Origin of the sequence: Viridibacillus soli, from assembly GCF_016612995.1 — a bacterium.
GTDB lineage: Bacteria > Bacillota > Bacilli > Bacillales_A > Planococcaceae > Viridibacillus > Viridibacillus soli.
The window spans coordinates 19096-43151 of the sequence record NZ_JAEOAH010000018.1 but is presented as its reverse complement, the minus strand read 5'-3'; the positions used below and the strand labels follow the sequence as shown (position 1 = coordinate 43151).

Below are 24056 nucleotides of genomic sequence, written 5' to 3'. Positions count from 1 at the left end.
TAGTTTCTATTACCATTTTAAGTATTTCTGAATTAGTGAAAATACTTAAAATGGTAATTCATCAATTGGTTCAAAATCACTTTCACGTTCTTTCATAGTTCTCCTTACATCAACCGTTTTAATAATCCTACACATAAAAAAGGACCATTGAATATTTTCATATCTATAATCCATCCTTTCATTTCATTATATTGAGCTGTAGCTGTATTCACCTTTTTGCTAAGAACTAGTATTTGTTCTTTGGTTATGTAATGAGATCTGCTTCATAGTCACTCCTATGACCTCCAAAATGCTCTTTCTAAACACATGTAGCGGGAGAAATGTATCCGTGAATAATTTACACTTGTGGACAGGAGACACAATGGTATCCATATGAACCGCATATCGAATAATACATTTATCCAGATGCTCGCCCAACACTTTATGGTGCCCCCATTCACATGAATATCGATTCATTATTGTAGATGCTTGGCCCTAAAATGAATTCTTAAATCAACAACGTGAACGCTTTACTTATAAAGGAAAACGTTCACGTTATTATTTTTGTCAATTGTCGCTAATAAGACATCGCTAATGTCTACGTTATACGTTGAGGTAACTTTATTTTTTAGCCAATCCTCATTACACTTTGTTTTGTTTAACTCATGGTAATCAATTTTACCCTCTTTAATAAGGACAGAGGGTAAAGAAAAAGGTTCAGGTACAATCTTCATATCTGCTCGCGTTAGTGTTTGGTATTGAGGGTATAAAAAACTTGAAATAGTTCCGTCTGGTTCCCATAATGCGAGGGCGACTTTTTGAACATCCTCTATCTTTTCTTTTCTTAACTCAGATAAAAGTAAATCAACGGAAATCCTTGCTTTTGTTAAGTTTTTCGAAACAATTTGACCATTTTTAATAAGTGGGATTGGAGAGGAATCTATCAAATGTCTAAACGAAACCCATTTAAGGCTCAATAATACAACTACTGAATATAAAACAACTAAAACGGATATGGTTATCATGGAACCTTTCATCCCCCGTCCTTCATCAGACAAAGGATGGGCAATAATATTACCAATAGATATTGCCATAGCGAAATCGATTAATCTCAGCTGAGAAATAGAACGTTGCCCCATAATTTTCGCCGCTAAGAGTAAAAAGAGAAAAGCAACAATCGCTCTTAGAATCCATTGAATTGCTGTAAGAGATTCTTGTCCATGAAAAAAGTCCACAATACCACGTCCTTTCAATTCTATTGTTTTTTCCTTATTATTCCCAGTAAATCAATTATTATAAGATATATTGACTACAATATTTTGCCCCTTAGCTCACTAAAAAGCCCTCGGTGCGTTCTTTAGCTAAGCGGATTATTTTTGATGATAGCCAAATAAAAACTAAAAGGGGCAGCCTCCTTTTACTTTACGTAACGGAGATTGACCCTTTAGCTCAAATATTATTATTTTTTCTAACGCTACTTAACATTGTTATTACTATTTATTTCTTAGTCTTAGGAGCGTTCAGATCATCTTTAACAATGCTTCTTCTCCAATCATTCCATTCACAATTCCAAGTTGCTCTGCTTCAAGTGTAATGGACTCAAGCGGTGCTTTTAACAATTGTTCAATTGTCTTCACACCAACCGCTCGACCAGCAATTATTTTACGATCTGCTAACTTACTATTCAAAAGTCCAACGTCTAACGCACCACACATGATATAGCCTACATCATTAGAAATCGTTAACAATGTTGTTTTTGGTAAACGAACAGTTACAGCCTTGAAGAAATAACCTTGAATACTTAGTGTTTCCGTTGAAACCATCTAATTCGCCCCTTCCCTCTATATACATATGGAAATGGGCAAAAATTTATTCGAGATATTTCGTGTATCCCAATACTTAATTTCAGTGTTATTATTCAAATTTATTATTTTTATTCAGTTACATATTAAACAAATAGAGCCCATGAATGTATCAATTCAAGAGCTCATCATTTTCATATTTAGTTTTATACAAATCGCCGAGAATTTTTTTTACCATCATACGAATAAAGAACTGACTTTTTTTCACTATACGTTTCTACATGAACAGGGCGCCCCCATAACTGATAAATATACGGGAGAACATTTTCTAAATAACGGGAATCGAGTTCTGTTCCCTCATATCCGTGTACTAAATATAATTCACCATTTCGTAAATAATCTCCATTTTTCACAACAATATGTGGAAATCCACCATTCACTCGCATCGATACAAGTTGATCTCGTACTCTTTCGTAATCTTGATCTGAAATTCGATATTCATTTCCTTTTTTCTCAAATAAATAAAGATCTTCTTGCTTCACTAAGTCTTTTGTTAAATAGTTTCGTATAAAGGAACTGTCCGATTCGACTTCTCGTACTTCAAACATTTTCTCTCGACCAGAATTTGGTTTCACCCCTAATTTTCTCATCTCTTCAGTTGGGGAATCGTATCTCTTCTCAATATCTTCAAAAATTTTCAGTCCAAGATAATAGGGATTGATCGACGTTTTTGACGGTTGAACAACACCTGAGTTTAACTTCGCATATTCAATCGTTTCAGTCGCTGTTAAATTTAGTTCTCTCATAATACGTTGATGCCAGTAGGAAGCCCAGCCTTCATTCATAATTTTCGTTTCTAATTGTGGCCAGAAATAGAGCATTTCCTCACGCATCATCGTTAATATATCTCGTTGCCACTCCTCTAGCTCACGACTGTATTGCTCGATGAATAGCAACAGATCTTTTTCTGGTTTTAGTGGAAACTGTTTCTTTCTTTGTCGTATTATCTTCTGTTCTTTTTCTTTTTGGCCTAAATTCCAAAGATCATCATAGGGTGTTTTTGGTGTGATGTCCTCGTCATCATCCGTATCATAATCGTGCATTAACAGCTTCGGTCGTTGTATGGATGGATCGATATGCTCTTGAATGGCTAACACAGCATCTAAAAACTGTTCTACTTCATCTTTCCCGTAGAGCATTTCATAGTTGGCAATTCGCTCGGCTGTTGCTGTCATACTCTCGACCATATCGCGTCTTGTATTGGAGAAGCGAACGTTATTTTTAAAAAAGTCACAGTGAGCCAAAACGTGCGCGATGATTAGCTTATTTTGTATCAATTTATTTGTATCGAGTAAAAATGCATAGCAAGGGTTAGAGTTAATCACAAGCTCGTAAATTTGACTTAAACCTAAATCGTATTGCAACTTCATTTTATGGAATTGTTTCCCAAAACTCCAATGAGAGAAACGAGTAGGCATGCCGTATGCTCCGAATGTATAAATAATATCTGCAGGGCATATCTCATAACGCATTGGATAAAAGTCTAGCCCAAACCCTGTCGCAATTTCCGTAATTTCATCAATCGCCAGGTGAAGCTCTTTTTCCATTTATCTACATCCCTCCGTGTATATTATTAGGGAATGAGTGCTTGGCACCATCCTTCTCCAACTTAAGACTCTACTTTTTGGAAAAAGCTTTTTAATGCTTCATAAACGTCACTTTTATATCTCAAAACATAGTGGCGAAACTTCGGGTTCTCAATTTTTTTATAATTATACATTAATGTGGAAAAACGATTATGTTCATTTACTTCTCCATATCCGAACATACTGGATATCTCCATTAATTCCTGAACCAATTTCAAGCATACCTCATTGTCCGTTGTCATGTTTTCTCCATCTGAAAAATGAACAGGATAAATATTATATCTGACTGGATTATATTTCTGCTTAATAAGTTCTAATGCTTTTAAATAGGCAGATGAACAAAGCGTTCCTCCGCTCTCTCCTTTTGTGAAAAATTCTTCCTCTGACACAACTTTTGCTGCCGTATGGTGAGCAATAAATTCAATTTCAACCGTTTCATACTTAGAGCGTAAAAATCTTGTCATCCAAAAGAAAAAGCTTCTTGCACAATACTTTTCAAATTTCCCCATTGAACCACTTGTATCCATCATAGCAAGAACTACTGCCTTCGATTCCGGTTTCGTCACCTCATCCCACGTTTTAAATCGTAAATCGTCATTATGGATGGGTGTAATCTCTGCTTTTCCTTTTATGGCATTGCGTTTAATAGCATTTAGGATTGTTCGCTTCTTATCGATATTGCCCATAAGACCTTTTCTTCGTATATCGTTAAACTCAATTTTTTCTGTTGCGATATCTGCCATTTCTTTCTGTTGTAAATTGGGTAACTCTAACTCTTTAAATAAGGCTTTCTCTATTTCTTCAAGACTAATTTCTGCCTCATAGTAATCTTCACCAGGCTTGTCACCAGCTTCTTTACCTTTACCTCTTCCTACACCTTGATCCCCAGGACTTGAGTCGCGGGCTACTACATCTCCTACCTTACTGTCACCTTGTCCTTGGCCAACATGCTTTGAATTATCATTGTTGTAACGAATTTTATATTCATCTAAAGATCGTATAGGGATTTTAATTGCCTTGCGACCATTGGACATAATAATGCTTTCTTCGCTCACTAAATCTGGTAAATTGTTCTTAATAGCATCTTTTACTTTTTCCATATGACGTTGTTGATCCTGGTACCCTTTACGATGGAGAGACCAATTTTCCTGAGAGATGACAAAACGTTTATTATGATTTTCGGTCATTTTTATCCTCACCCATCTATAAAATCAAATTCGCCTTAGCCTATTTACGACTGACGTTTCACCGTCGTCGCAAAAAACATTGTGTCTAGATTTTGAATCGTTAAGTACGACTCTTAGAAAGTTCTCCACCTGATGTGAAACTACGTAGGGGAGAAATCCATTTTTCTTATACTATGTTAATTATGCGAATTATTTGACTTTTCATTGGAAATAAAAAAGAGTGCCCTAAAGATTATTTGGACACCCTTATGAAAAAAACAAGAAAGTATATTGTAGATGTCTAGCTGGAAGTTAAAAGGGCACTTTAGCATTTTTCTTATCATTAACGATTCAGCAAGCTACCTACGTATTGTAATAATTCATTTGCTGAAGTTGAATTATATCCATGTTCATCTATAAGCCTTGCGACAACATCGTTAATCTTTTTAAGCTGAGACTCATCTGGCATTTTAGAAGATGTTGTAATTTTCACAACATCTTTTAAATCAGCGAACAATTTCTTTTGAATTGCTTCCCGTAACCTTTCATGAGAATGGTATTCAAATCTTTTTCCTTTTCTTGCATATGCCGAAATGCGGATTAAAATTTCCTCTCTAAATGGCTTTTTCGCATTTTCTGAAATGCCAATTTGCTCTTCTATGGATCTCATCAGCTTTTCATCTGGATTCATTTCTTCTCCAGTAAGCATATCTCGAATTTTATTTTTATTACAAAAAGCCTCAACATTATCGAGGTAATTATTCATTAATGTTTTTGCGGACTCTTCATACGAATACACAAATGCTTTTTGAACTTCATTCTTAGCCATTTCATCGTATTCTCTTCTAGCAACTGCAATATAATTCATGTATTTTTCCCGATCTTCTTGAGTAATCGAAGGATGTTGGTCAAGTCCATCTTTAAGAGAACGTAATACGTCTAATGCATTAATAGATGGTACTTCTTTTCGAATGATGGCAGAAGAAATTCTATTAATGATATAACGTGGGTCAATACCATTCATACCTTCGTTCGGATACTCTTTTTTCAATTCCTCTACGTCAACTACGTTATATCCTTCTACACTTTCTCCGTCGTACAGACGCATTTTTTTCACAAGGTCAACACCTTGTTTTTTCGGTAATTCAAGCCTTGTTAAGACGGAAAAGATTGCAGCGGCTTTTAATGCATGAGGGGCAATATGAACATGCGATATGTCGCTTTCTTTAATCATTTTTTCGTAGATTCGTTCTTCCTGACTTACTTTTAAATTATAAGGAATAGGCATCACGATAATTCTTGAGTGAAGTGCCTCGTTCTTTTTATTTGAAATAAAAGATCGATATTCAGTTTCGTTCGTATGGGCAACAATTAACTCGTCAGCACTAATTAATGCAAATCTACCTGCTTTAAAATTTCCTTCTTGCGTTAAGGATAATAAATTCCATAGAAATTTTTCATCTAATTTAAGCATTTCTTGAAATTCCATCATGCCTCGATTTGCCTTGTTTAGTTCCCCATCAAAACGATAAGCACGAGGATCTGATTCAGAACCAAATTCCGCAATCGTTGAAAAATCAATGCTACCAGTTAAATCTGCAATGTCTTGTGATTTCGGATCAGAAGGTGTAAATGTCCCAATTCCAACACGTTTATCTTCGGAAAAGGTAATACGCTCGATTAAAACATTTTCAATATGTCCGTCATATTCCTTTTCAAGCCTCATCGTGTTTAAAGGCGATAAATTACCCTCTATCCTCAAACCATACTCTTCATTAAAATCATTACGCAAATGATGTGGAATAAGATGGAGTGGATCTTCATGCATCGGACATCCTTTTATGGCGTAAACTGCTCCTTCGTCTGTCCGTGAATATTGCTCAATCCCCCGTTTCAGCAATGTCACAATCGTCGATTTCCCCCCACTTACGGGTCCCATCAATAGTAAAATCCGTTTTCGGACATCTAATCTTCTTGCTGCAGGATGAAAGTATTCCTCCACCAGTCTCTCAATTGCTGTCTCAAGTCCGAAAATTTCTTGTCCAAAAAACTGATACAATTTTTGTCCGTCTCTTTCCTCTAATCCAGAACTTTTAATCATATTGTACACACGTGAATGGGCTGTTTGAGCAACTTCCGGTCTTTCCTTTAATATGCTTAAGTAATCCGCAAACGTGCCTTCCCACTTCAGTTTGTTTTCTTCTTCACGATAACTCTTAAACTTACTTAAAATGTCTATCGTCTTCCCTCCATCCATGGATTGTTTTATAACATAGTATGAAGTTAGAGCAATAATGATACCCCATACTAATTCATTGTCAGCGTTTCTTCCTTAAGGAAATCTGACAAGTAGCTAATGGTAACTTAAACTAAAATTCATTAAAACACGGTAGGCTTGAACTCCACTGATGAAAGCATGTTTAATCTTACTAAATGACCAATTTAAAGCTGTATGACACAGTTGTATTCGTATGAATAATAATGATGATGAAGAATTAGCAAGTATTATTCCAATAGGAACTGAGTTTTTTATACATCCCTTATCGCAAAAGAGACTACCCGCAATTGTCATTGAAAACTGACTTTTGCGGGTAGTCCCTTTCTTTTATCCTAGTCTGCCAATGTAAGCTACGCAACAACCTCTTCGGATGCTACTTTCTTTTCATGAAAATAACCCAATAGTGAAGGTCATTGATATGACTAGTCTCAGAATTATGAAATTAACCCATCATTTTACTTTAAATATTTCCACTAATTTTTCTAACTCGTCAGAAAGTTGATATAGTTGGTTAGAAGCATTAAAAATATTATTTACGTTACCTTCTTGCTCTTGAATTTTTCTATTAATAGAACCAGTAATAGTAGTATTTGTTGTTGAAATATTTTCTAACTGCTGAGATGTAGCTGTAATTTCTTCAGTATTTGCAGAAATTTCTTGAGCAGATGCTGATACTTCAGTTATATTATTTGCCACTTGATTTGTGAATGTTTGAATTTTACCAAAGATTGTTTCGGTATCTTGAGCAATACTAACACCTTGGGTAATTTCCTTATTTCCTAGGCTAATCAGATTAACAGCATTATCCGTATCGGTTTGTATTTCTTTAATAATGTTGGCAATCATATCTGTAGAGTCTCTTGATTCTTCGGCTAATTTCTTAACCTCTGCCGCTACAACAGAAAATCCTTTTCCAGCTTCACCTGCTCTTGCTGCTTCAATTGCAGCATTTAAGGCAAGCAAATTTGTTTGATCTGCAATCGAGCTGATAATCGTAAGGAAATCTTGAATGGATTGAGAACGTTCCTTTAGTTGTGTGATTGCGTTTGTTGTGTTATTAAATGATAGATTAATTGTACCCATTTGTTCAATTAGACTATTAATGGAATTGAATCCTTCTCGAGATATTTCGTCCATTTCTATTGAAGAATTACTAACATCTAATGAATTACCTGCAATTACTTGAATCGCAGAGGCTACTTCTTCTATAGCTAGTACAGTATGAGAAATAGATTCCTTCTGAGTATTCATTCCACCATTCATATCCTGGATATCACGAGTAATTTGTACAGAATCCTTTTCAGTCTGTTCTGCACCTTGACGTAGAATGGAGGATGCTTGATTTATTTCAGCTGAAGTTTCCTTAACTTTATAAATCAGTTGTTTCATGTTATTAATTACTTTATTAAAAAGTGCAACGATTTGTCCGAATTCGTCATCCTTCTCTACATTTAGGTTTACATTAAGATTACCGTTACCAACTTCATGTAATCCTCTAATGAGTTCTTTCATTGGCTTGAAGGATTTTCTAGTATAAAAAACTTGAAAAATAATGATTAAAATTAAAGCAGGAAGAAGAACAAATAAGGTCATTTTCAATAATTTAACTTGGCTCTCATGAAACAAATCGGCATTTACATCAATCCCAAAGTAAGCAAAGATTTTACCGTTTTCATCTTTTAGTGGATATAATTCTGTAATCCAAGAGCCTATATCATCGCTATAAATATCAGACGCAACTGTTGTTTTCGTTTCTTTCATTTTCTTAATAGCTTTAATAATACGATCTGGCTGTGGATATGGATCACCTATTTCAATTCCCTCTTCTTTTAATGCCTCGACTATCGGTGTTGGGGAGCTAATTAGCGGTGTCTTATTTCCATCAACAATCTCTGAACTAAAAATATAAGCTTGAGCAACTTTGTTGTTGGCCTTAGTGATATTATCAAAAAAAGTAATTAACTCTTGTTGATTTGGGGAATCATAATCCTCCTTCATAGCTTTCTTCACTGTAGCAATATCCAATTCTGCGGCCCGTGAATTAATAATGTTACTAGCTTCTTTGTTAATATCATCTTTTAAGATATCTGAGATTACTAGATAGCTAGACAAGCTGATGGCAACAGCAATAAATAGTGAGATTACTACAGAAATAAAAATATTTCTAAAAATAAATGATTTTCTTCTTTGCATGCACTTATTCTCCTTAATTTAAATTACCTATGGAAAATTAGACCTTATAATCTATAATTATGTCGAATTTTTCCTTTTTATAATGTAATATAGATACTGTACAAAGTCAAAAATACATAAGGGTGACAATATGAGCAAACAGTTTGTAACGAAAAAATCAGACGTAATTACGACTATTATCGACAAATTTTATGAGATTGTAAGTAATGCACCAGAACATTTAGCTATATCTATGAATAATCAATCATTTACATTTAATGATATAAACAAAATGTCGAATGAAGTTGCACGCAAACTTTTAGAACAGGGAATTAAAAAAGGAGACTTTGTAGGTGTCTTTCTAAACCGAAGTATTGAAGCAATAATTAGTCTATTAGGTATTATGAAATCCGGCGGTGTCTATGTCCCTATTGATCCTACATATCCAGATGAAAGAATTGGCTATATGATTAATGACACATCTTGTAAGCTTGTGATAACAAATTCACTCCATCAAGGGAAATTGGAGGAAATCGGAGTTTACCAGAATATCTATATTGTAGATAAGATTGGGTTTTATGATCATAACATTCAATGTAAGGAACTTACTTCATCAGATTTAGCTTATGTCATTTATACTTCGGGGTCTACCGGGAATCCTAAGGGAACTTTAATTACGCATAAAGGTGTTCTTAATTTAGCGGAGTGGTTGGGCAATCATTATCAGTTTGATAATGAAACGGTAATTTCTGAATTTGCTTCCTTTAGCTTTGATGCATCGATAATTGATATTTTCCAAGCACTGTTAAACGGAGTTAGATTACATATTCTATCCGAAGAAGCTCGGAAAGACCCTAATCAATTAATTGAGGAAATCTGTTTTCAAAAAATCACTAATATGATTTTACCAACTGCATATTTTCGTAATATGACAATTTTACTGAACGAACAGGATCTATCAAAGCTAGCTTCTTTAAGGGTAATCGCATTAGCTGGTGAAGCCTTAACTGGAGAAATGGTTCGGCTGTGGCAAAAAAAATTCGGTTATTCTATAAAATTGAGCAATTTTTATGGACCAACTGAAACGACTGTAATGGCGTCGTTCTATGATATTAATGGTAAATGGCCGGAGGGAATGGCAAATGTACCGATAGGAAAACCTATTCGAGGTTTCAACTTTTATATCGTCAATGAAAAGGGTATGTTTTGTGAGATTACTGAACCTGGTGAACTTTTAATTGAGGGGCCTGGGTTATCAGCTGGTTATCTAAATAAAACCGAAAAAACAGCTGAAGCCTTTATTGATCATCCTACAAAGAAAGATACAAGGCTATATAAAACAGGCGATATTGTTAGGTTATTAGAAAATGGCAATGTAGAATTCATAGGCAGAAATGATCACCAAGTAAAAATTAGGGGGCATAGAGTTGAAATTGGTGAAATAGAAGATAAAATGCTAAAAATAGCGCTTTTGAAAGAGGTTGCCGTTATTCCAAGAGAAGTGAAGAACTTTGAAAAGGAATTATTTGCGTTTTATACTGGGAAATCAAATAAAACTATTGAAAAAAGTGAAATCTATCAAGAAATAAAAGGTACACTACCAGATTATATGATTCCTAGTTACTTTATTCAGTTGGATGAAATGCCTATTGCACCAACTGGGAAAATTGATAGGAAATCCCTAGAAACAATTGATTATCAAGAACTCCTTTCTGCTGATATCATCGAGCCCAGAAATGATATAGAGAGAATATTAGCACAAGCTGTATGCAATGAATTACAAGTAGAAAAGCTGCATATCAAGGAAGATTTATTTACAAACGGATTAAATTCTTTAAAGGTTTTAAATGTTTTAGTTAAGTTAAAGCCACATTTCCCTGAAATAAGCACTCAAGATTTCTATCAATACCGGTCGATAGAAAAGCTAGCTGAACATATAACTAGTTTTGAAGCCACAGAACAGGATGAAAGATATATTGTAGAGGGCGATTTAATTGAGCACCCCCTTTATACAAAGCCGCTTGTTGACTATACTCAAGAAATGAAAACAGAGTTAAATACTACTCTTTTAACGGGTGCAACTGGGTTCCTAGGTAGTCATATTTTATATGATCTATTGGAAAATACGGAATCTCATATTTATTGTTTAACAAGAGCAAAAAGCTTAGAAGAAGCAAAAATACGTTTAGAAGAAACTCTTAAATATTATTTTACTAAATTTCCAGAAACTTGGGTATCACGCATTTCTCCAATTCTAGGGGATCTTTCCCAACAGTCTTTAGGTCTTACATTAGAAACAAGAAAGCAACTTGAAACAAATTTGGATGCGATCATTCATTGTGCGGCTGATGTAAGGCATTTTGGCGAAGAAAGTCACTTTAATAATGTAAATATTAATGGAACTCAAGCTTTACTGAATCTGGTTAAAGAAAATAAAAGCGCTCGATTCGTTTTTATTTCAACAATTGGCATACCTGATGAGCTTGCACATACAAATTTGTGGGAAGAATTTATCAACACTAAGCCAACAAGTTTCCCTCATACCCTTACAAATGTTTATACTAGCAGCAAATTTGAAGCCGAAAAACTTGTCTATCAGGCTATGGAAGAAGGAACTTTAGCTACAGTTTGTCGGATGGGTAACATAACGGGGCATTCGGTTACAGGAAAATTCCAAAAAAACATTGAAACCAATGCATTTTATCGCATGCTAAAAGCGGTCATGACACTTGGGAAAATCCCCGAGTATACCGCTTTAATTGATGTAACACCTGTAGATCTTGCTAGCAGATCGGTTGTTGAACTAGTTACGATGGATAAAGCTATCGGAAGAACGTTCCACATCGTTGATCCCGAACCTATTCCTTTTTTACAATTTATCACTTACCTTAAAGAACAAGGTTATGAAATAGATTTAGTTAATACAAAGTCTTTCTCTGAACTCTTGCTACCAGAAAAAGGTTTGGATACTGAAACCCTCCAGTTAGCAGTAAGTATTCTTGAGGGTGAAGGTGTAAAGGATTCCTTATTCCGTTGGGACTGCAGTCAAACTGAAATGTATACAAGTCAGAAGTCTCTCGATATAGAAAATTATATTTCTTTGCTTGTACAGCATGGTAAAGAAGTAGGATATTTCCCTGCTTTAAAAAAACGAGACTTAGTTTGATTAAATAATGGCAGTGTTAAAGGTTGATCAACCAAATAAAGTTGTCCTAGCTGTTATGAATTTCACTTCTATTTCTGAACGAACCTTTACTATGCTATTAGATACATGTACTGTGTATGAACAACAATCCATTCTTAAATATAAGCAGCGAATAGATCAATTACGATCTTTACTTGCCATTACACAAATTAAAAACTGCTTTAAAAATTATTTCAATCGGGAAAAAGAAATAACTATAAAAAAAGATGCTTATGGAAAGCCAAAAGCTGTTGGTTGGGATCATATACTTTATTTGATTCTAATGACTTAAGTAGTGTAGGCGACCGCTACTATACGCATAATAAAACAAGCCAGGTCGATACTAGACCTGGCATTGTTTTATTAATGTAGATTAAGTTTTTCTTCAACTTTCCGACAGACCTCATTTGCAGATAGGCCAGCCGCTTCAATGATTGAACCTTGAATGGACGTATCGTGAATACCGAGTGCATTATTGTCCAACCCTGTAATGACACAACAATCTACACCCGTTGCATCCGCTTCATGTTTCAGTTCAACGACTTCATAACCCTTTGCAAGTAAAGCCTCCGATACATTCGTTAACGATTGCTCTACACCGATTATCGACATAGTAAGGTCCACCTCCTTGTTGATAAGATGTCCGTTTCTACTTATATTTATGTATGCAATTTCAACTAGAACAAAGATAAAACCCATAATAAGATATCTAGTATAAGCAGTGTAGGTGACTATGGTCCATAAAAATAAAGAAACACACATCTTAAAAGATGTGCGTTTCTTCTGCTATCTATAATTACCCTCTTCGTCCGCCTCTTCCACCACGCTTAGACTCGGTACTGCGTTTTAGAGTGGATAAGTTATCTTCACTTGATTTTAAAAATTTAGCCATCTTATCTTCGAAGGTTTCCTTCGGTTGGAAATTGCCTCGTGGACGACTATCCTTCTGGCGATATGGGCGCTTCGTATAAGAAGACGTATTTTCAACAGGCTTATCAATCGCTTTTTTAATAGATAAGGCAATTTTTCCTTCTTTTTCGCTTAGGACCTTCACTTCTACTTGATCCCCAACTTTAAGATGTTCATTAATATCTTTTACGTAAGCTTCTGCAACTTCACTAATGTGTACAAGCCCTGTCACCTTATCCGGTAACTCAACAAACGCACCAAAATTTGTGATTCCTGTAACCTTACCTTGTACCTTGCTACCAATTTCTACTGACAATCTATTTCCTCCTAATAAAGACTATGCTCTATTATACCAAATTTAATTTTTGGCGTCAGTCATCCGTTCGATTATTGGCGCTGTTAAATTAAAATATGTTTTTTAAGAAATGACGGCTTTAATTCAGTAAGTAAGATGGTCATCATGATTAACACAGCTCCCCCAGTGTACGTTTCTGTCTTTATAGCTACTGATTCACTTCCGCATAAACCTCATTCATAAATAGTAAACAGGTAGAATTTTAAATTGAAACCTGTTTTAGTCTGTAACTCAATTGGCCTTTCTACACTTTTTGCTACTATACTTTCCCACACTTGTTTTGCCTTCATTCTTACTCCTCCTTTCTTTTTACTGTATGAACTTTTTGTAATCGCTATATTTTTAATTCAACAATACTATTCAAAATTCCTTTGATAAAAAGCTTTCTTGAATTTTTTTTTGTTGTTTTTGGAATCATTCAATTTAACCTATTCAGACGCTTATTTAATCTGCTCACGCTTTCATTTAATCAATTCCCCCTAATGTTGGTGCCAATCAGACGTTCGTTCGCATGAAAATACCAGGCTTCCGATAAAATGAGTTTATCTGAGAGCCCGGTATTTAGATTTATTTATTGATTGGAAAGCTTTTAACTTTTTCTACTGCTTGTAATAGTTTGACCGTAACGATTTCTGATTCGTCTATATGATTTATTAATACTTTATTCGTTTCATCAAATAGGGATGTTGTCGTTTTGAAATTATTAATTACTTCTTCATTAGAGGTTTTTTGATTTTTTATATTGTTTAGTAATTCATTAACTTCACCTTGAACATTTGTAATGATTTTTAGTAATAAATTAATTTGTTCGGATGTTTCGGAACTCGTTTTTATGCCTTCATTGACTAGATGCATATTCGTTTGGTTATCTTCGACTGCTTCCAAAATTTGTTCTTGTATTTTATTAGTAAGATTTGCTATATCTGCAGTACTAGCCTTCGTACTCTCAGCTAGCTTTCGCACTTCATCTGCTACAACAGAGAATCCTTTGCCATGTTCTCCTGCTCTTGCTGCCTCAATCGAAGCATTTAAAGCTAATAAATTCGTTTGATTGGAAATATCACTAATTACGTTGACAATTTCCGCGATTTGTTTAGAGCGCTCACTGAGTTGATCCATGCTAGAAGAAGTTTTTCTAGACTGCTCGCCTAAGTTATCGATTAATTTTTCTACTCCATCAACTGCCTCTTTACTCTTTTCGGATAAAGTAACCATTTTGTCAGATGAAGTAATTAAAGAAGTACCTTTAACTAATGCGTTATCCGCTATATCGTTTGATTTAATCGTGCTTTCTTCTACATTATTAAACTCCTCTAATATTTCTCCAACCATTTTACCTAAAATCATATGTTGGTCATTTACTAAATCATGTTGTTCAATTGTAGATACTAATTCTTTATGTAATTCATTTAAGAAAATTTGAAATGCGTTATCCTTTGCATCTAGCTTAGAATTTAATTCGTCAATTTTTTGATTAAATTTTTCTATATCTTCTTTTCTAGATTTAAATGCACTTAACATCGTTTATTCACTCCACCATTCTAATTCATATATTTAGAGAAAGTAATAAAAGATCCATTTTAGATACTTCTTTATACCATTTTATCATACGAAGTGAAAAGTACAATTTAACTACTTCTCTTTTGAAGATATCAAACAAAAAGGACTAGACTCTGTAAAGCTACGCTTTGATTGCCCTTTGGTTTTATAAAAAGGTTTGTGCTAGATAAAGGAAATCAGCCATACATTCAGAATATAGATAAATATGAAAGTCCACTTTCTACTACTAAACTTTCCTACACTTGTTCTGCCTGCATCATTACTTCTCCATTCGTTTTACAGAATAAACTTTTTAAATTGCTATATTTTCATTTCAAAAATACTTTATTGTTTTTTGAAGAGGATTCAAAGAGGCGTTTTTGTTGCTATAGCAGCCTAAAACAGTATGTAGGATAAACTTTTCACCTCTTCACCAAATGTATTAAAAACAAATCCTTGACCATTCTAATAACACAAGGAGGTGAAAGTTATGGCTTCAAATAACCAAAGTTCAAATAAACTTGAAGTACCAGGTGTTCAACAAGCGGTTAATCAAATGAAATATGAAATTGCACAAGAGTTTGGTGTACAACTTGGAGGAGAAGCTTCTTCTCGCGCAAACGGTTCAGTTGGTGGAGAAATCACTAAAAGACTGGTTCAAATGGCTGAAAACCAAGCTAAAGGCAATTCTGGCCAATAAAAATACAAAGTAAGAAGGTAGAGTTTTGTGCTCTACCTTTTTTGTTTGAAATCAATAATTAAATACATTCAGCCTAAAAAAAGAACGAATTCCTCCGATTGGAATTCGTTCTTGAATAATTTTAGTAACTTCTACCGTTATACTGCTTCACAATGTGTGGAGTGTATGTGGCTACACAAGGGTGCTGGTGGGTTTATTACATTCTTAAGACCTTTTTTTTCAGAAAACAGACTTTATCAAAACAAAAGTTCCCGGCCGCAAAGGAACTTGAAACTGAATAAAATAAGTACACATGAGTTGATGTGATTCATTTTTTCTCTAACTTTTTAAGAGTTACATCATTTCACTGTCCCCGTTCCATCAACATTCTTTTCCAAAGTTATCAAGCAATGCACGCACTTCATCTGTTGATTTCGTGTTCATCAATTGATTTCTTAATTCACCAGCTCCACGGAATCCTTTGACATAAATTTTGAAAAAGCGATGAAGCCCTGTGATTGAACGTGGTTGTGCTTCCGCATATTGATCTTGAAGATCAAGCTGCAGTCTTAAAAGATCAAGGTACTCTTTACTGCTATGCTCTTTTGGCTCTTTTTCAAAAGCAAAAGGATTTTTAAAAATACCTCGCCCGATCATAACGCCATCAATACCATATTGTTCAGCAAGCTGCAGCCCAGTTTGACGGTCAGGAATGTCTCCATTGATTGTTAGTAGCGTATTTGGTGCGATACGGTCACGTAATTTTTTGATTTCCGGAATTAGCTCCCAATGCGCATCTACTTGGCTCATTTCCTTTCTTGTACGTAAATGAATAGAAAGGTTCGCAATATCCTGTTTTAAAATATGCGTTAGCCACTCCTCCCACTCATTTACATCGTTATAGCCAAGTCGTGTTTTCACGCTGACAGGCAGTCCGCCCGCTTTTGCTGCTTGAATAAGTTCTGCCGCAACGTCTGGACGCAGAATAAGGCCACTACCTTTCCCTCTCGATGCCACATTCGGTACAGGGCAGCCCATATTAATATCGACGCCTTTAAATCCCAGCTCTGCCATACCAATACTCATTTGACGGAAATATTCGGGATTATCCCCCCAAATATGTGCCACCATTGGCTGTTCATCTTCTGTAAAAATCAAACGGCCAAGCACACTTTTCATGCCCTCTGGATGACAATAGCTATCCGAGTTTGTAAACTCTGTGAAAAATACATCCGGTCGACCGGCTTCACTTACTACGTGACGAAAAACAACATCTGTCACATCTTCCATTGGTGCAAGTACAAAAAATGGTCGTGGTAAATCACGCCAAAAATTATCTGTCATATTCAAATTCAAATCCTCTCATTATGGATACACTGTCAAACTCTCATCCCAAAATTAAACAGCAAAAATGCTCCTACTTCTTTAGCACTTAAGCCATGTTTAATCTATTTATTATTAGTTTATTATAAATACCCAAACCAACCCGCCCCTAACAGTGTGCGGAATGTATGTGGCAACTGAAGGGATGTCGGTGGGTTCAAGTAATTAAGTCATTATTATAGTATAACCTAGCTTTTTTAATTTATCTTCGCACAGTTTTCTCTTCACTAGATTTTCATTTTGGAAGAAGCTATAGTTGGCACTTTCACTCTTTTCAAATGGCCCAATTATTGAATTATTAGCTTGATTTATTCTGGAATTTTAGAAATAAAAGCAGACGGCTGATTAGAGGTGCATTATCGCACTTCTAAACCGTCTGCTTTTTTATACTTCAACGAATATTAAATTAGATATACCTAAGACACATCCTAACAAAAGCTTTGTTGGAAAGTACAGTTAAAGTTAGGGTTATTCTTTTAACTCCAACCACGCCACAGCTTCACAATGTGTCGTATGTGGGAACATACCCACAAATGAAAGAAATTTAACTAAACATAATTAATCATAAATTTTTTAAAAATCACCCTTAATATTCGTGATTTTATTGTTAAAGTATAATCAATAAAATACAAAAAGCCCTTTCCAAAGAAAGAGACTTTTTATAATAAATTGAATATGCTATTCCCTTACGCTCTATATCTTACTGCCAAGCCTTTTAAAAATTTTCGTGCAAAATTATCTCTTCAATCTTTATAATTTCTATGCCCTAGTTTTCTTAAATTAGCGCCCAATTCGCCTTTTGATACAGCTATCCCCTATCATCATAGGAATTAGTGTCGTTGAAAGGCACTGTTATATTTACATATTCAATTATTGCTTATTTTATATGATAGAGTTTCCAATCCTCACTAGGCGTAAACCGTAGCATATTAATACCTTTCTTTGTGCCGAGATAAAAATGTACATCGCCTTTATAAGTTTCATAGGCTACATAATATTTACCAGCTTTATAAGCTCTTTTCGCTACTGGTTTTCCAAAATATCTCTTCAATTGTTTAGCTGTTTCTTTTTCTGATTGATTTATAGATAATCCTTTAGTGATCACAACAACCTTTTGTTTTGAATAAATTTTTTCATATACTTTCCCATATCCAAAAAGGAAACCATAGCTCTCTTTTGTTGTCGTATGCCAAAGGAAAGATTCAGATAGGCCATATGTGCCTTCATTTTTCTTTTTTATAGCTCTATAAGTCATTCCTACATTACCTGGAGCAGCTCTCAATTCCCCCTGTTTCGCTAAAGTAGCAAATTCCTTATCAATATAAGAAGTTTTAGTCATCTTTCCATCTTGCGTTAGCTTATAAAATTTATGATTACCTTTTTTTCCATAACAAGTTAATTGGACATGATTGCTCGATATAAACTCAATTCCTGCATATTTATCGTCTTTAAATACCTTTTTAAAAATAACCTTACCTTTTTTGTTAATACCGACTATTTCACCAAAATACGAAGATTTTGTTCTGGCAGAAAAGTTGATAAAAACATCGCCATTTTTTGCGTAAGTATATTGCATAATCACACCCTCTGAATCAATAATATTTGAAGCAGACCAGATTATCTTACTTCCTTTTTTGACAGCGGGTACCCTAAAATCACCCCAATACGGATCATACTTCTCAGCCGACATTGTTAATCCATTGGAAAGCTTTTTAGGAAATCCCTTTTTAAATTCCTTTTGATTAGAAATCAGCCATTCTTTCGATACAAATGCTTTATACGTTGCTGCATCAGATTTAGCTGGCACCGCAAATAAAACAGTAAGCACGACAATAATACTCATAAGTGATGCTATTATCCTTTTCACAATAATTCCTCTCTTTCTTTCACTTCTAAAGATGCAGGTCTATTATACTATATAAAATTTTAAAAGTACTCTTTCTCTTCCCTTAAGTATTTTGTGCCAGTCACCGATTCGATTAAAACAAAAAGCCCTTTCCAAAGAAAGAGGCTTTTTTTAAAAATTAAGTATACTATTCCCTTAAGCTCTATACCTTACAGCCAAGCCTTTTAAGAATTTACGTGCGAAATTATCTCCACAATCTTTATAATTTCTATGCCCTGGTTTTCTAAATATAGCGCCTAATTCGCCTTTTGAAACAGCAATACCACCATCATCAAGGATATCCAACATATCTTCCGTTGTTAATTGTAGTGCTACTTTCAATTTCTTAAGAAGCATATTATTCACATGGTCCTTAGTCGGTTCAGGAGCTTTTGGTTGTCCTGGTTTTGGATCTTGTTTTCCTCTTTTAAAAGTAATGAAGCCATTTAAAAAAGACTCTAACATTTTATAATCACATTTTATCTGATCGTTGTTTTCTTCTACATCAACTTCGTCATCTAACTCATCTTTTGATTTTGTAAGTATCTTTGGTATTTCTTCTCTCGTTACCTCCATACCACCAAGTTTAAATATCTCTACCATATCTCTATTTTTTATATCTAGAGCGTATCTTGTTCTAATTAAAATATCATTGTTATCCATTTATAAACCTCCTAATATTTTTGCCTATATGCATTGTCATTTCATTATTTTATGGACCTTTTAATAACCCATACTTAGCATTACAAACTAAAAAATGTATTGCTATAAAGGAAAATCCGAGAATCTTTGAAAGATTCTCGGGCCCTTTATTCTCCTAATTCCAACCACGCTACTGCTTCACAATGAGCTGTATGCGGGAACATATCAACAGGCTGTACTTCCTGTGTTTTATAGCCACCATCTTCTAAAATTCTTAAATCCCTTGCCAAAGTAGCTGGGTTACAAGATACATACACAACACGTTTTGGACGTTGCTCTAAAATTGTATTTAACAATGCTTCGTCGCAGCCTTTGCGTGGTGGATCGACGACTAAAACATCTGCTGTTTTACCTTCTTTATACCAGCGTGGGATGACTTCTTCTGCTGGACCTGCTTCGAAATACGTATTTGTGAAGCCGTTCAATTCAGCATTACGTTTCGCATCTTCAATTGCTTGTGGTACGATTTCCACACCCATAACGGATTTCGCTTTTTGTGCTAGGAATAATGAAATTGAGCCAATACCACAGTAAGCATCGATAACTGTTTCATTCCCTTTTAGGTCTGCGTAATCCAGTGCTTGTTTGTACAGCACTTCTGTTTGCTCTGGGTTCACTTGATAGAATGAGCGCGCTGAAATTTCAAAGCGTACGTCGCCGATTGTATCTTCAATTGTGTCATTGCCCCAAAGTTTTAGTGTTTCATTGCCAAAGATGACGTTAGTTTTTTCGCCATTAATGTTTTGCATAATAGATGTAGCGTTTGGTACGAGCTGTTTGATGAGTTCCACTGCTGCTTCTGCTTGTGGGAATTTACGTTTTTTCGTAACAAGAACTACCATTACTTCGTTTGTTGCGCGGCCTTTGCGTACAACGACGTGACGTAGCATACCTTGTCCTGTTTGCTCGTTATATGGTTTGATACCTAACTTCCAGAGACGTGGTTTTAAGCCTTCTAAAATGGCGTCTGCTTCTGCTGTTTGGATTAGGCAACGATCTGTATCAACGATATCATGTGATTTTGTTTTGTAGAAGCCTGCAATAGGTGCTTCACCGTTTAAGCCAAATGGGATTTGGGCTTTATTGCGGTAATGCCAAGGGTTGTCCATTCCTTTGACAGGTAATACCGGGGCATCAATCTTGCCGATACGTGTCATGACATTACGAACCATTTTTTCTTTCCATTTTAATTGGCCTTCGTAAGATAGATGTTGAAGTTGGCAACCGCCGCATTGTGCAAATACGGGGCATGGTGCTGCAACGCGGTCAGGTGAGGGTTCTGTAATGTTCATTATTTTTGCGAAGCCATAGTTTTTTAATGTTTTTAATACATGCACTTCAGCTGTTTCATCAGGCAAGCCACCTTGGATGAAAAGTGGGTAGCCATCGATTTTCGCAACCCCTGCTCCGTCATGCGTTAGGTCTTCTATATAAACCGTCAAGCGGTCATTCTTCTTTACTGGTGCTGTTGCTGTCATTTTCGTACTTCCTCCATTTCAGTTCTTCTATTGTACCATGACCACTAAGAAGAAAAAAATCCAGGTGCCCGAATCGACACTTGGATTGAAAAAGGTATTTATTCATTTTTCGTAACAGGCCCATCTTTTAATGCTACAAAGAAGGCTACTGCAATGGATACTGCCAAAACGATAAATGGTGCATAGAAAATTAGAAAATTAACCATTCTGAAAATCCTCCTTTATGCATGATGGTCGCCTTTACCGCGAACATAGTCTTTGTTGAATAAGAATAATTTCAAGAGCAAATATATTGATGGGATTAATAAGCAAAGTCCTAGAACAAAGGCAACTACTAGAGCGATTGCCATCGTTGGATTTGTAAAGCCATCATATATAGTCAAATGTGGGTAAAGTAAATATGGATAGTGTGAAATACCATAGGCAAAGAAGGCTAATGTAAATTGTCCAATTAGTAATCCTAACGCCCAGTTATAATGCTGTTGCTTCCAAACAAACCAAACTGTAATGACAAACATGATTGCTGACAGACCGAACAGCCAGGCTATATCGACCATACGATCAAAATGCTCCACATTATGTTTACTTAACTCAAACATAATACCAATAACAGCGATTGCTAATGGACCTGCCCAAATAAGCGCGTATTTTCTTAGAAGCTTTGTAGCTGTTCGATCTCCGGCTTTATCTGCATACCAAGTTAAAAATACCGCTGATATATATAGAACAGCCGCTATTGCCAAAACGACGATACTCCAAGTTAATGGACTTGTGAACAATGCCCGATAATCCAGCACTGGATTATCATTTACCATCGAGACAAAACCACCTTCAGAAATCGTTAATACCACTGATAATGACGCTGGAATTAACAACCCTGCCATCCCGTACATAAACGAATAACCTTTATGTCCACGTGAACCATACGATTCAAACGCGTAATAACTACCACGAATGGCAAGTAGGATAATCGCAATACTTGCTGGCACAAGTAATGTCGTTCCGTAATAAAAAGCTGTTTTCGGGAAGAATCCAATAGTTCCCACGAAGAAGAATACTAAAAATACATTTGTTACTTCCCATACTGGTGATAAATAACGTTGAATAATATTCGTTAAAATATGTTCACGACCTGTTAACACACCATACGCATTAAAAAATCCTGCTCCAAAGTCAATCGAACCGATGATTAAATAGCCTAATAAAAACAGCCATAATACGGAAATTCCTAGAATTTCTAATGTCATCAGAAGTCACCGCCTTTTCCAGCTTTGCGATCTTCAATTTCTTGTTCAATTGGATTGTGACGGAACATACGACGAAGTACAACGACACTACCAATTCCTAAGACGATATATAAGCCACAGAATAATATCAACATAATGTCCACATGATCACTTGTTGTGGCTGCTTCTGCTACCTTCATATACTTACGTAAAATCCACGGTTGGCGTCCAACTTCTGCAAGCCACCAGCCAGCTTCAATGGCAATAATAGATAATGGTCCACCTGCAACAATGACCCAGCGGAACCATCTTGCACCGACAAATGACCAACCTCGAATTTTACCTAGTACATACGCTGCAGACACTAATACCATGAACATACCGATCATGACCATCGTATCGAACAAGTAATGAATGTAAAGTGGTGGTATTTCATCTTCAGGAAATTCGTTTAATCCCGTTACTTCAGCTGTCGGATTTGTATGCGCTAAAATACTTAATGCATAAGGCACTTTAATGGCATACTTCACTTCTTCACCATTTGTTACACCAAATAGAACAAGTGATGCATTTTTTCCGGTTTCAAAATGCCACTCAGCTGCAGCTAATTTTTCTGGTTGGTATTCCACTAAATATTTAGCGGAGAAGTCACCAATGATTGCTGAAGCAATAGCAAACACTAAACCTACTTTCATTAATAAGAACAATGCCTTTTTGTGATAAACGTGATTTGAACCTTTAAGCATCTTAAATGCTCCAATAGCTGCTAAAACGAAAGCAGCTGTCATGTAGGCTGTTACGACAACATGCGCTACTTTAGTTGGCATTGCTGGGTTTAACATCGCTACTATTGGTTGAATATTAACGAGCTGACCATCTACAATGTCAAATCCTTGTGGTGCATTCATAAATGCATTCACAATTGTAATGAAAACTGCTGACATCGATGCACCAATCGCAACAGGAATTAATAATAATAAATGTTTCTTTTGATTTTCAAAACGGTCCCAAGTGTATAAATAAATACCTAAGAAGATTGCTTCAAAGAAAAACGCAAATGTTTCCAAAAAAAGTGGTAACGCAATAACATTACCCGCTAGCTGCATGAAGTTCGGCCATAGTAGAGATAACTGCAAACCAATAGCCGTACCTGTTACTACACCAACTGCAACGGTTATAACGAACCCACGTGCCCAACGTCTTGCAAGTAAAATATAGTGCTCATCATTCTTCTTAATCCCTACCCATTGTGCAATCATAATCATTAATGGGACACCTACGCCTATCGTAGCGTAAATGATATGGAAAGATAATGTAAGCTCAGTTAAGACACGGCTAAAAAATACAGCACTTTCATTTTCCATGATCGTTCCTCCCTTAGCTTCCGAAAATACGTCCGACGAGTGACAACAACATAATACCAGCAACGACAAAGCTTAACCAAATTAATTTCTTCTCATGTGTTTTATACATAGCGCACTCTCCCTTGCTTATTATTATACCCTCAGCAACCTATATTCTAACTTCCGAACGTGACAAATTTATCACGTATTCATGTTGAAAATGTGATAAAAGAATGTTGAAAATGTGAACTGATTACTTTCGTGAGCTAAGTATTTGCATTTCGTGTACAGGATATAATAAAAGACTAGAAAGCATTTATGCTCTCTAGT

Annotated in this window: 19 protein-coding genes and 1 pseudogene; 3 read left to right on the top strand and 17 right to left on the bottom strand. The window is 35.4% G+C overall.

The features are described 5' to 3' along the window. Positions 1-509: 509 nt before the first annotated feature. The 6 genes from JFL43_RS13015 to JFL43_RS12990 form a co-directional block, all read right to left on the bottom strand. On the bottom strand, positions 510-1214 hold the full coding sequence (locus tag JFL43_RS13015; protein ID WP_200749371.1) for a DUF421 domain-containing protein: 705 nt from the start codon (positions 1212-1214) through the stop codon (positions 510-512). 285 nt (positions 1215-1499) lie between these two features. Then, positions 1500-1802, bottom strand: a complete 303-nt coding sequence (locus JFL43_RS13010; protein WP_100795814.1) for a YunC family protein — start codon at positions 1800-1802, stop codon at positions 1500-1502. Between the two features lie 185 nt (positions 1803-1987). Next, entirely contained in the window at positions 1988-3388 is a 1401-nt protein-coding gene (locus JFL43_RS13005) for a SpoVR family protein (protein WP_200749370.1), read from the bottom strand. Positions 3389-3450: 62 nt separating this feature from the next. Then, on the bottom strand, positions 3451-4614 hold the full coding sequence (gene yhbH, locus JFL43_RS13000) for a sporulation protein YhbH (protein ID WP_200749369.1): 1164 nt from the start codon (positions 4612-4614) through the stop codon (positions 3451-3453). Positions 4615-4936: 322 nt separating this feature from the next. After that, positions 4937-6832, bottom strand: a complete 1896-nt coding sequence (locus JFL43_RS12995; protein WP_200749408.1) for a PrkA family serine protein kinase — start codon at positions 6830-6832, stop codon at positions 4937-4939. A gap of 489 nt (positions 6833-7321) precedes the next feature. Then, positions 7322-9064 (bottom strand): methyl-accepting chemotaxis protein, encoded by a 1743-nt coding sequence (locus tag JFL43_RS12990; protein ID WP_200749368.1) that lies wholly within the window; start codon positions 9062-9064, stop codon positions 7322-7324. Positions 9065-9194: 130 nt separating this feature from the next. Here JFL43_RS12990 and JFL43_RS12985 point away from each other — a divergent pair, with 130 nt between their 5' ends. Next, a complete protein-coding gene (locus tag JFL43_RS12985) occupies positions 9195-12209 on the top strand; it encodes an amino acid adenylation domain-containing protein (RefSeq protein WP_200749367.1) in 3015 nt (1004 codons plus the stop codon). Positions 12210-12216: 7 nt separating this feature from the next. Continuing rightward, positions 12217-12519, top strand: a complete 303-nt coding sequence (locus JFL43_RS12980; protein WP_200749366.1) for a hypothetical protein — start codon at positions 12217-12219, stop codon at positions 12517-12519. Between the two features lie 71 nt (positions 12520-12590). Here JFL43_RS12980 and JFL43_RS12975 read toward each other — a convergent pair whose 3' ends face one another. The 3 genes from JFL43_RS12975 to JFL43_RS12965 all read right to left on the bottom strand — a co-directional run bounded on the left by JFL43_RS12975 (position 12591) and on the right by JFL43_RS12965 (position 15012). After that, a complete protein-coding gene (locus JFL43_RS12975) occupies positions 12591-12839 on the bottom strand; it encodes a YkuS family protein (protein WP_100795806.1) in 249 nt (82 codons plus the stop codon). 184 nt (positions 12840-13023) lie between these two features. Further along, complete coding sequence (locus JFL43_RS12970) at positions 13024-13452, bottom strand: S1 domain-containing RNA-binding protein (RefSeq protein WP_200749365.1); 429 nt, start codon at positions 13450-13452, stop codon at positions 13024-13026. A gap of 606 nt (positions 13453-14058) precedes the next feature. Continuing rightward, positions 14059-15012 (bottom strand): methyl-accepting chemotaxis protein, encoded by a 954-nt coding sequence (locus JFL43_RS12965; RefSeq protein ID WP_200749364.1) that lies wholly within the window; start codon positions 15010-15012, stop codon positions 14059-14061. Between the two features lie 508 nt (positions 15013-15520). Here JFL43_RS12965 and JFL43_RS12960 point away from each other — a divergent pair. Next, entirely contained in the window at positions 15521-15730 is a 210-nt protein-coding gene (locus JFL43_RS12960; RefSeq protein ID WP_200749363.1) for an alpha/beta-type small acid-soluble spore protein, read from the top strand. A 360-nt stretch (positions 15731-16090) separates the two neighbouring features. Here JFL43_RS12960 and JFL43_RS12955 read toward each other — a convergent pair whose 3' ends face one another. From JFL43_RS12955 to JFL43_RS12930, 8 genes and pseudogenes are all read right to left on the bottom strand, one after another. Continuing rightward, a complete protein-coding gene (locus JFL43_RS12955) occupies positions 16091-17053 on the bottom strand; it encodes a tRNA dihydrouridine synthase (RefSeq protein WP_200749407.1) in 963 nt (320 codons plus the stop codon). Positions 17054-17835: 782 nt separating this feature from the next. After that, positions 17836-17907 (bottom strand): annotated as a pseudogene (locus tag JFL43_RS22610) (DUF1456 family protein); the annotation flags it as partial. A gap of 62 nt (positions 17908-17969) precedes the next feature. Beyond that, on the bottom strand, positions 17970-18935 hold the full coding sequence (locus JFL43_RS12950; RefSeq protein ID WP_200749362.1) for a hypothetical protein: 966 nt from the start codon (positions 18933-18935) through the stop codon (positions 17970-17972). A gap of 198 nt (positions 18936-19133) precedes the next feature. After that, positions 19134-19640, bottom strand: coding sequence for a YehS family protein (locus JFL43_RS12945; protein WP_200749361.1), 507 nt, complete (start codon positions 19638-19640; stop codon positions 19134-19136). A 146-nt stretch (positions 19641-19786) separates the two neighbouring features. After that, a complete protein-coding gene (gene rlmD / locus JFL43_RS12940; protein ID WP_200749360.1) occupies positions 19787-21157 on the bottom strand; it encodes a 23S rRNA (uracil(1939)-C(5))-methyltransferase RlmD in 1371 nt (456 codons plus the stop codon). 98 nt (positions 21158-21255) lie between these two features. Next, positions 21256-21363, bottom strand: coding sequence for a cytochrome bd oxidase small subunit CydS (cydS, locus tag JFL43_RS23520; protein ID WP_407701981.1), 108 nt, complete (start codon positions 21361-21363; stop codon positions 21256-21258). A 15-nt stretch (positions 21364-21378) separates the two neighbouring features. Further along, positions 21379-22404 (bottom strand): cytochrome d ubiquinol oxidase subunit II, encoded by a 1026-nt coding sequence (locus JFL43_RS12935; protein ID WP_100795798.1) that lies wholly within the window; start codon positions 22402-22404, stop codon positions 21379-21381. Continuing rightward, positions 22404-23747 (bottom strand): cytochrome ubiquinol oxidase subunit I, encoded by a 1344-nt coding sequence (locus JFL43_RS12930; protein ID WP_200749359.1) that lies wholly within the window; start codon positions 23745-23747, stop codon positions 22404-22406. Before JFL43_RS12930 ends, JFL43_RS12935 begins: the two co-directional genes overlap by 1 nt. Between the last annotated feature and the right edge of the window lie 309 nt (positions 23748-24056).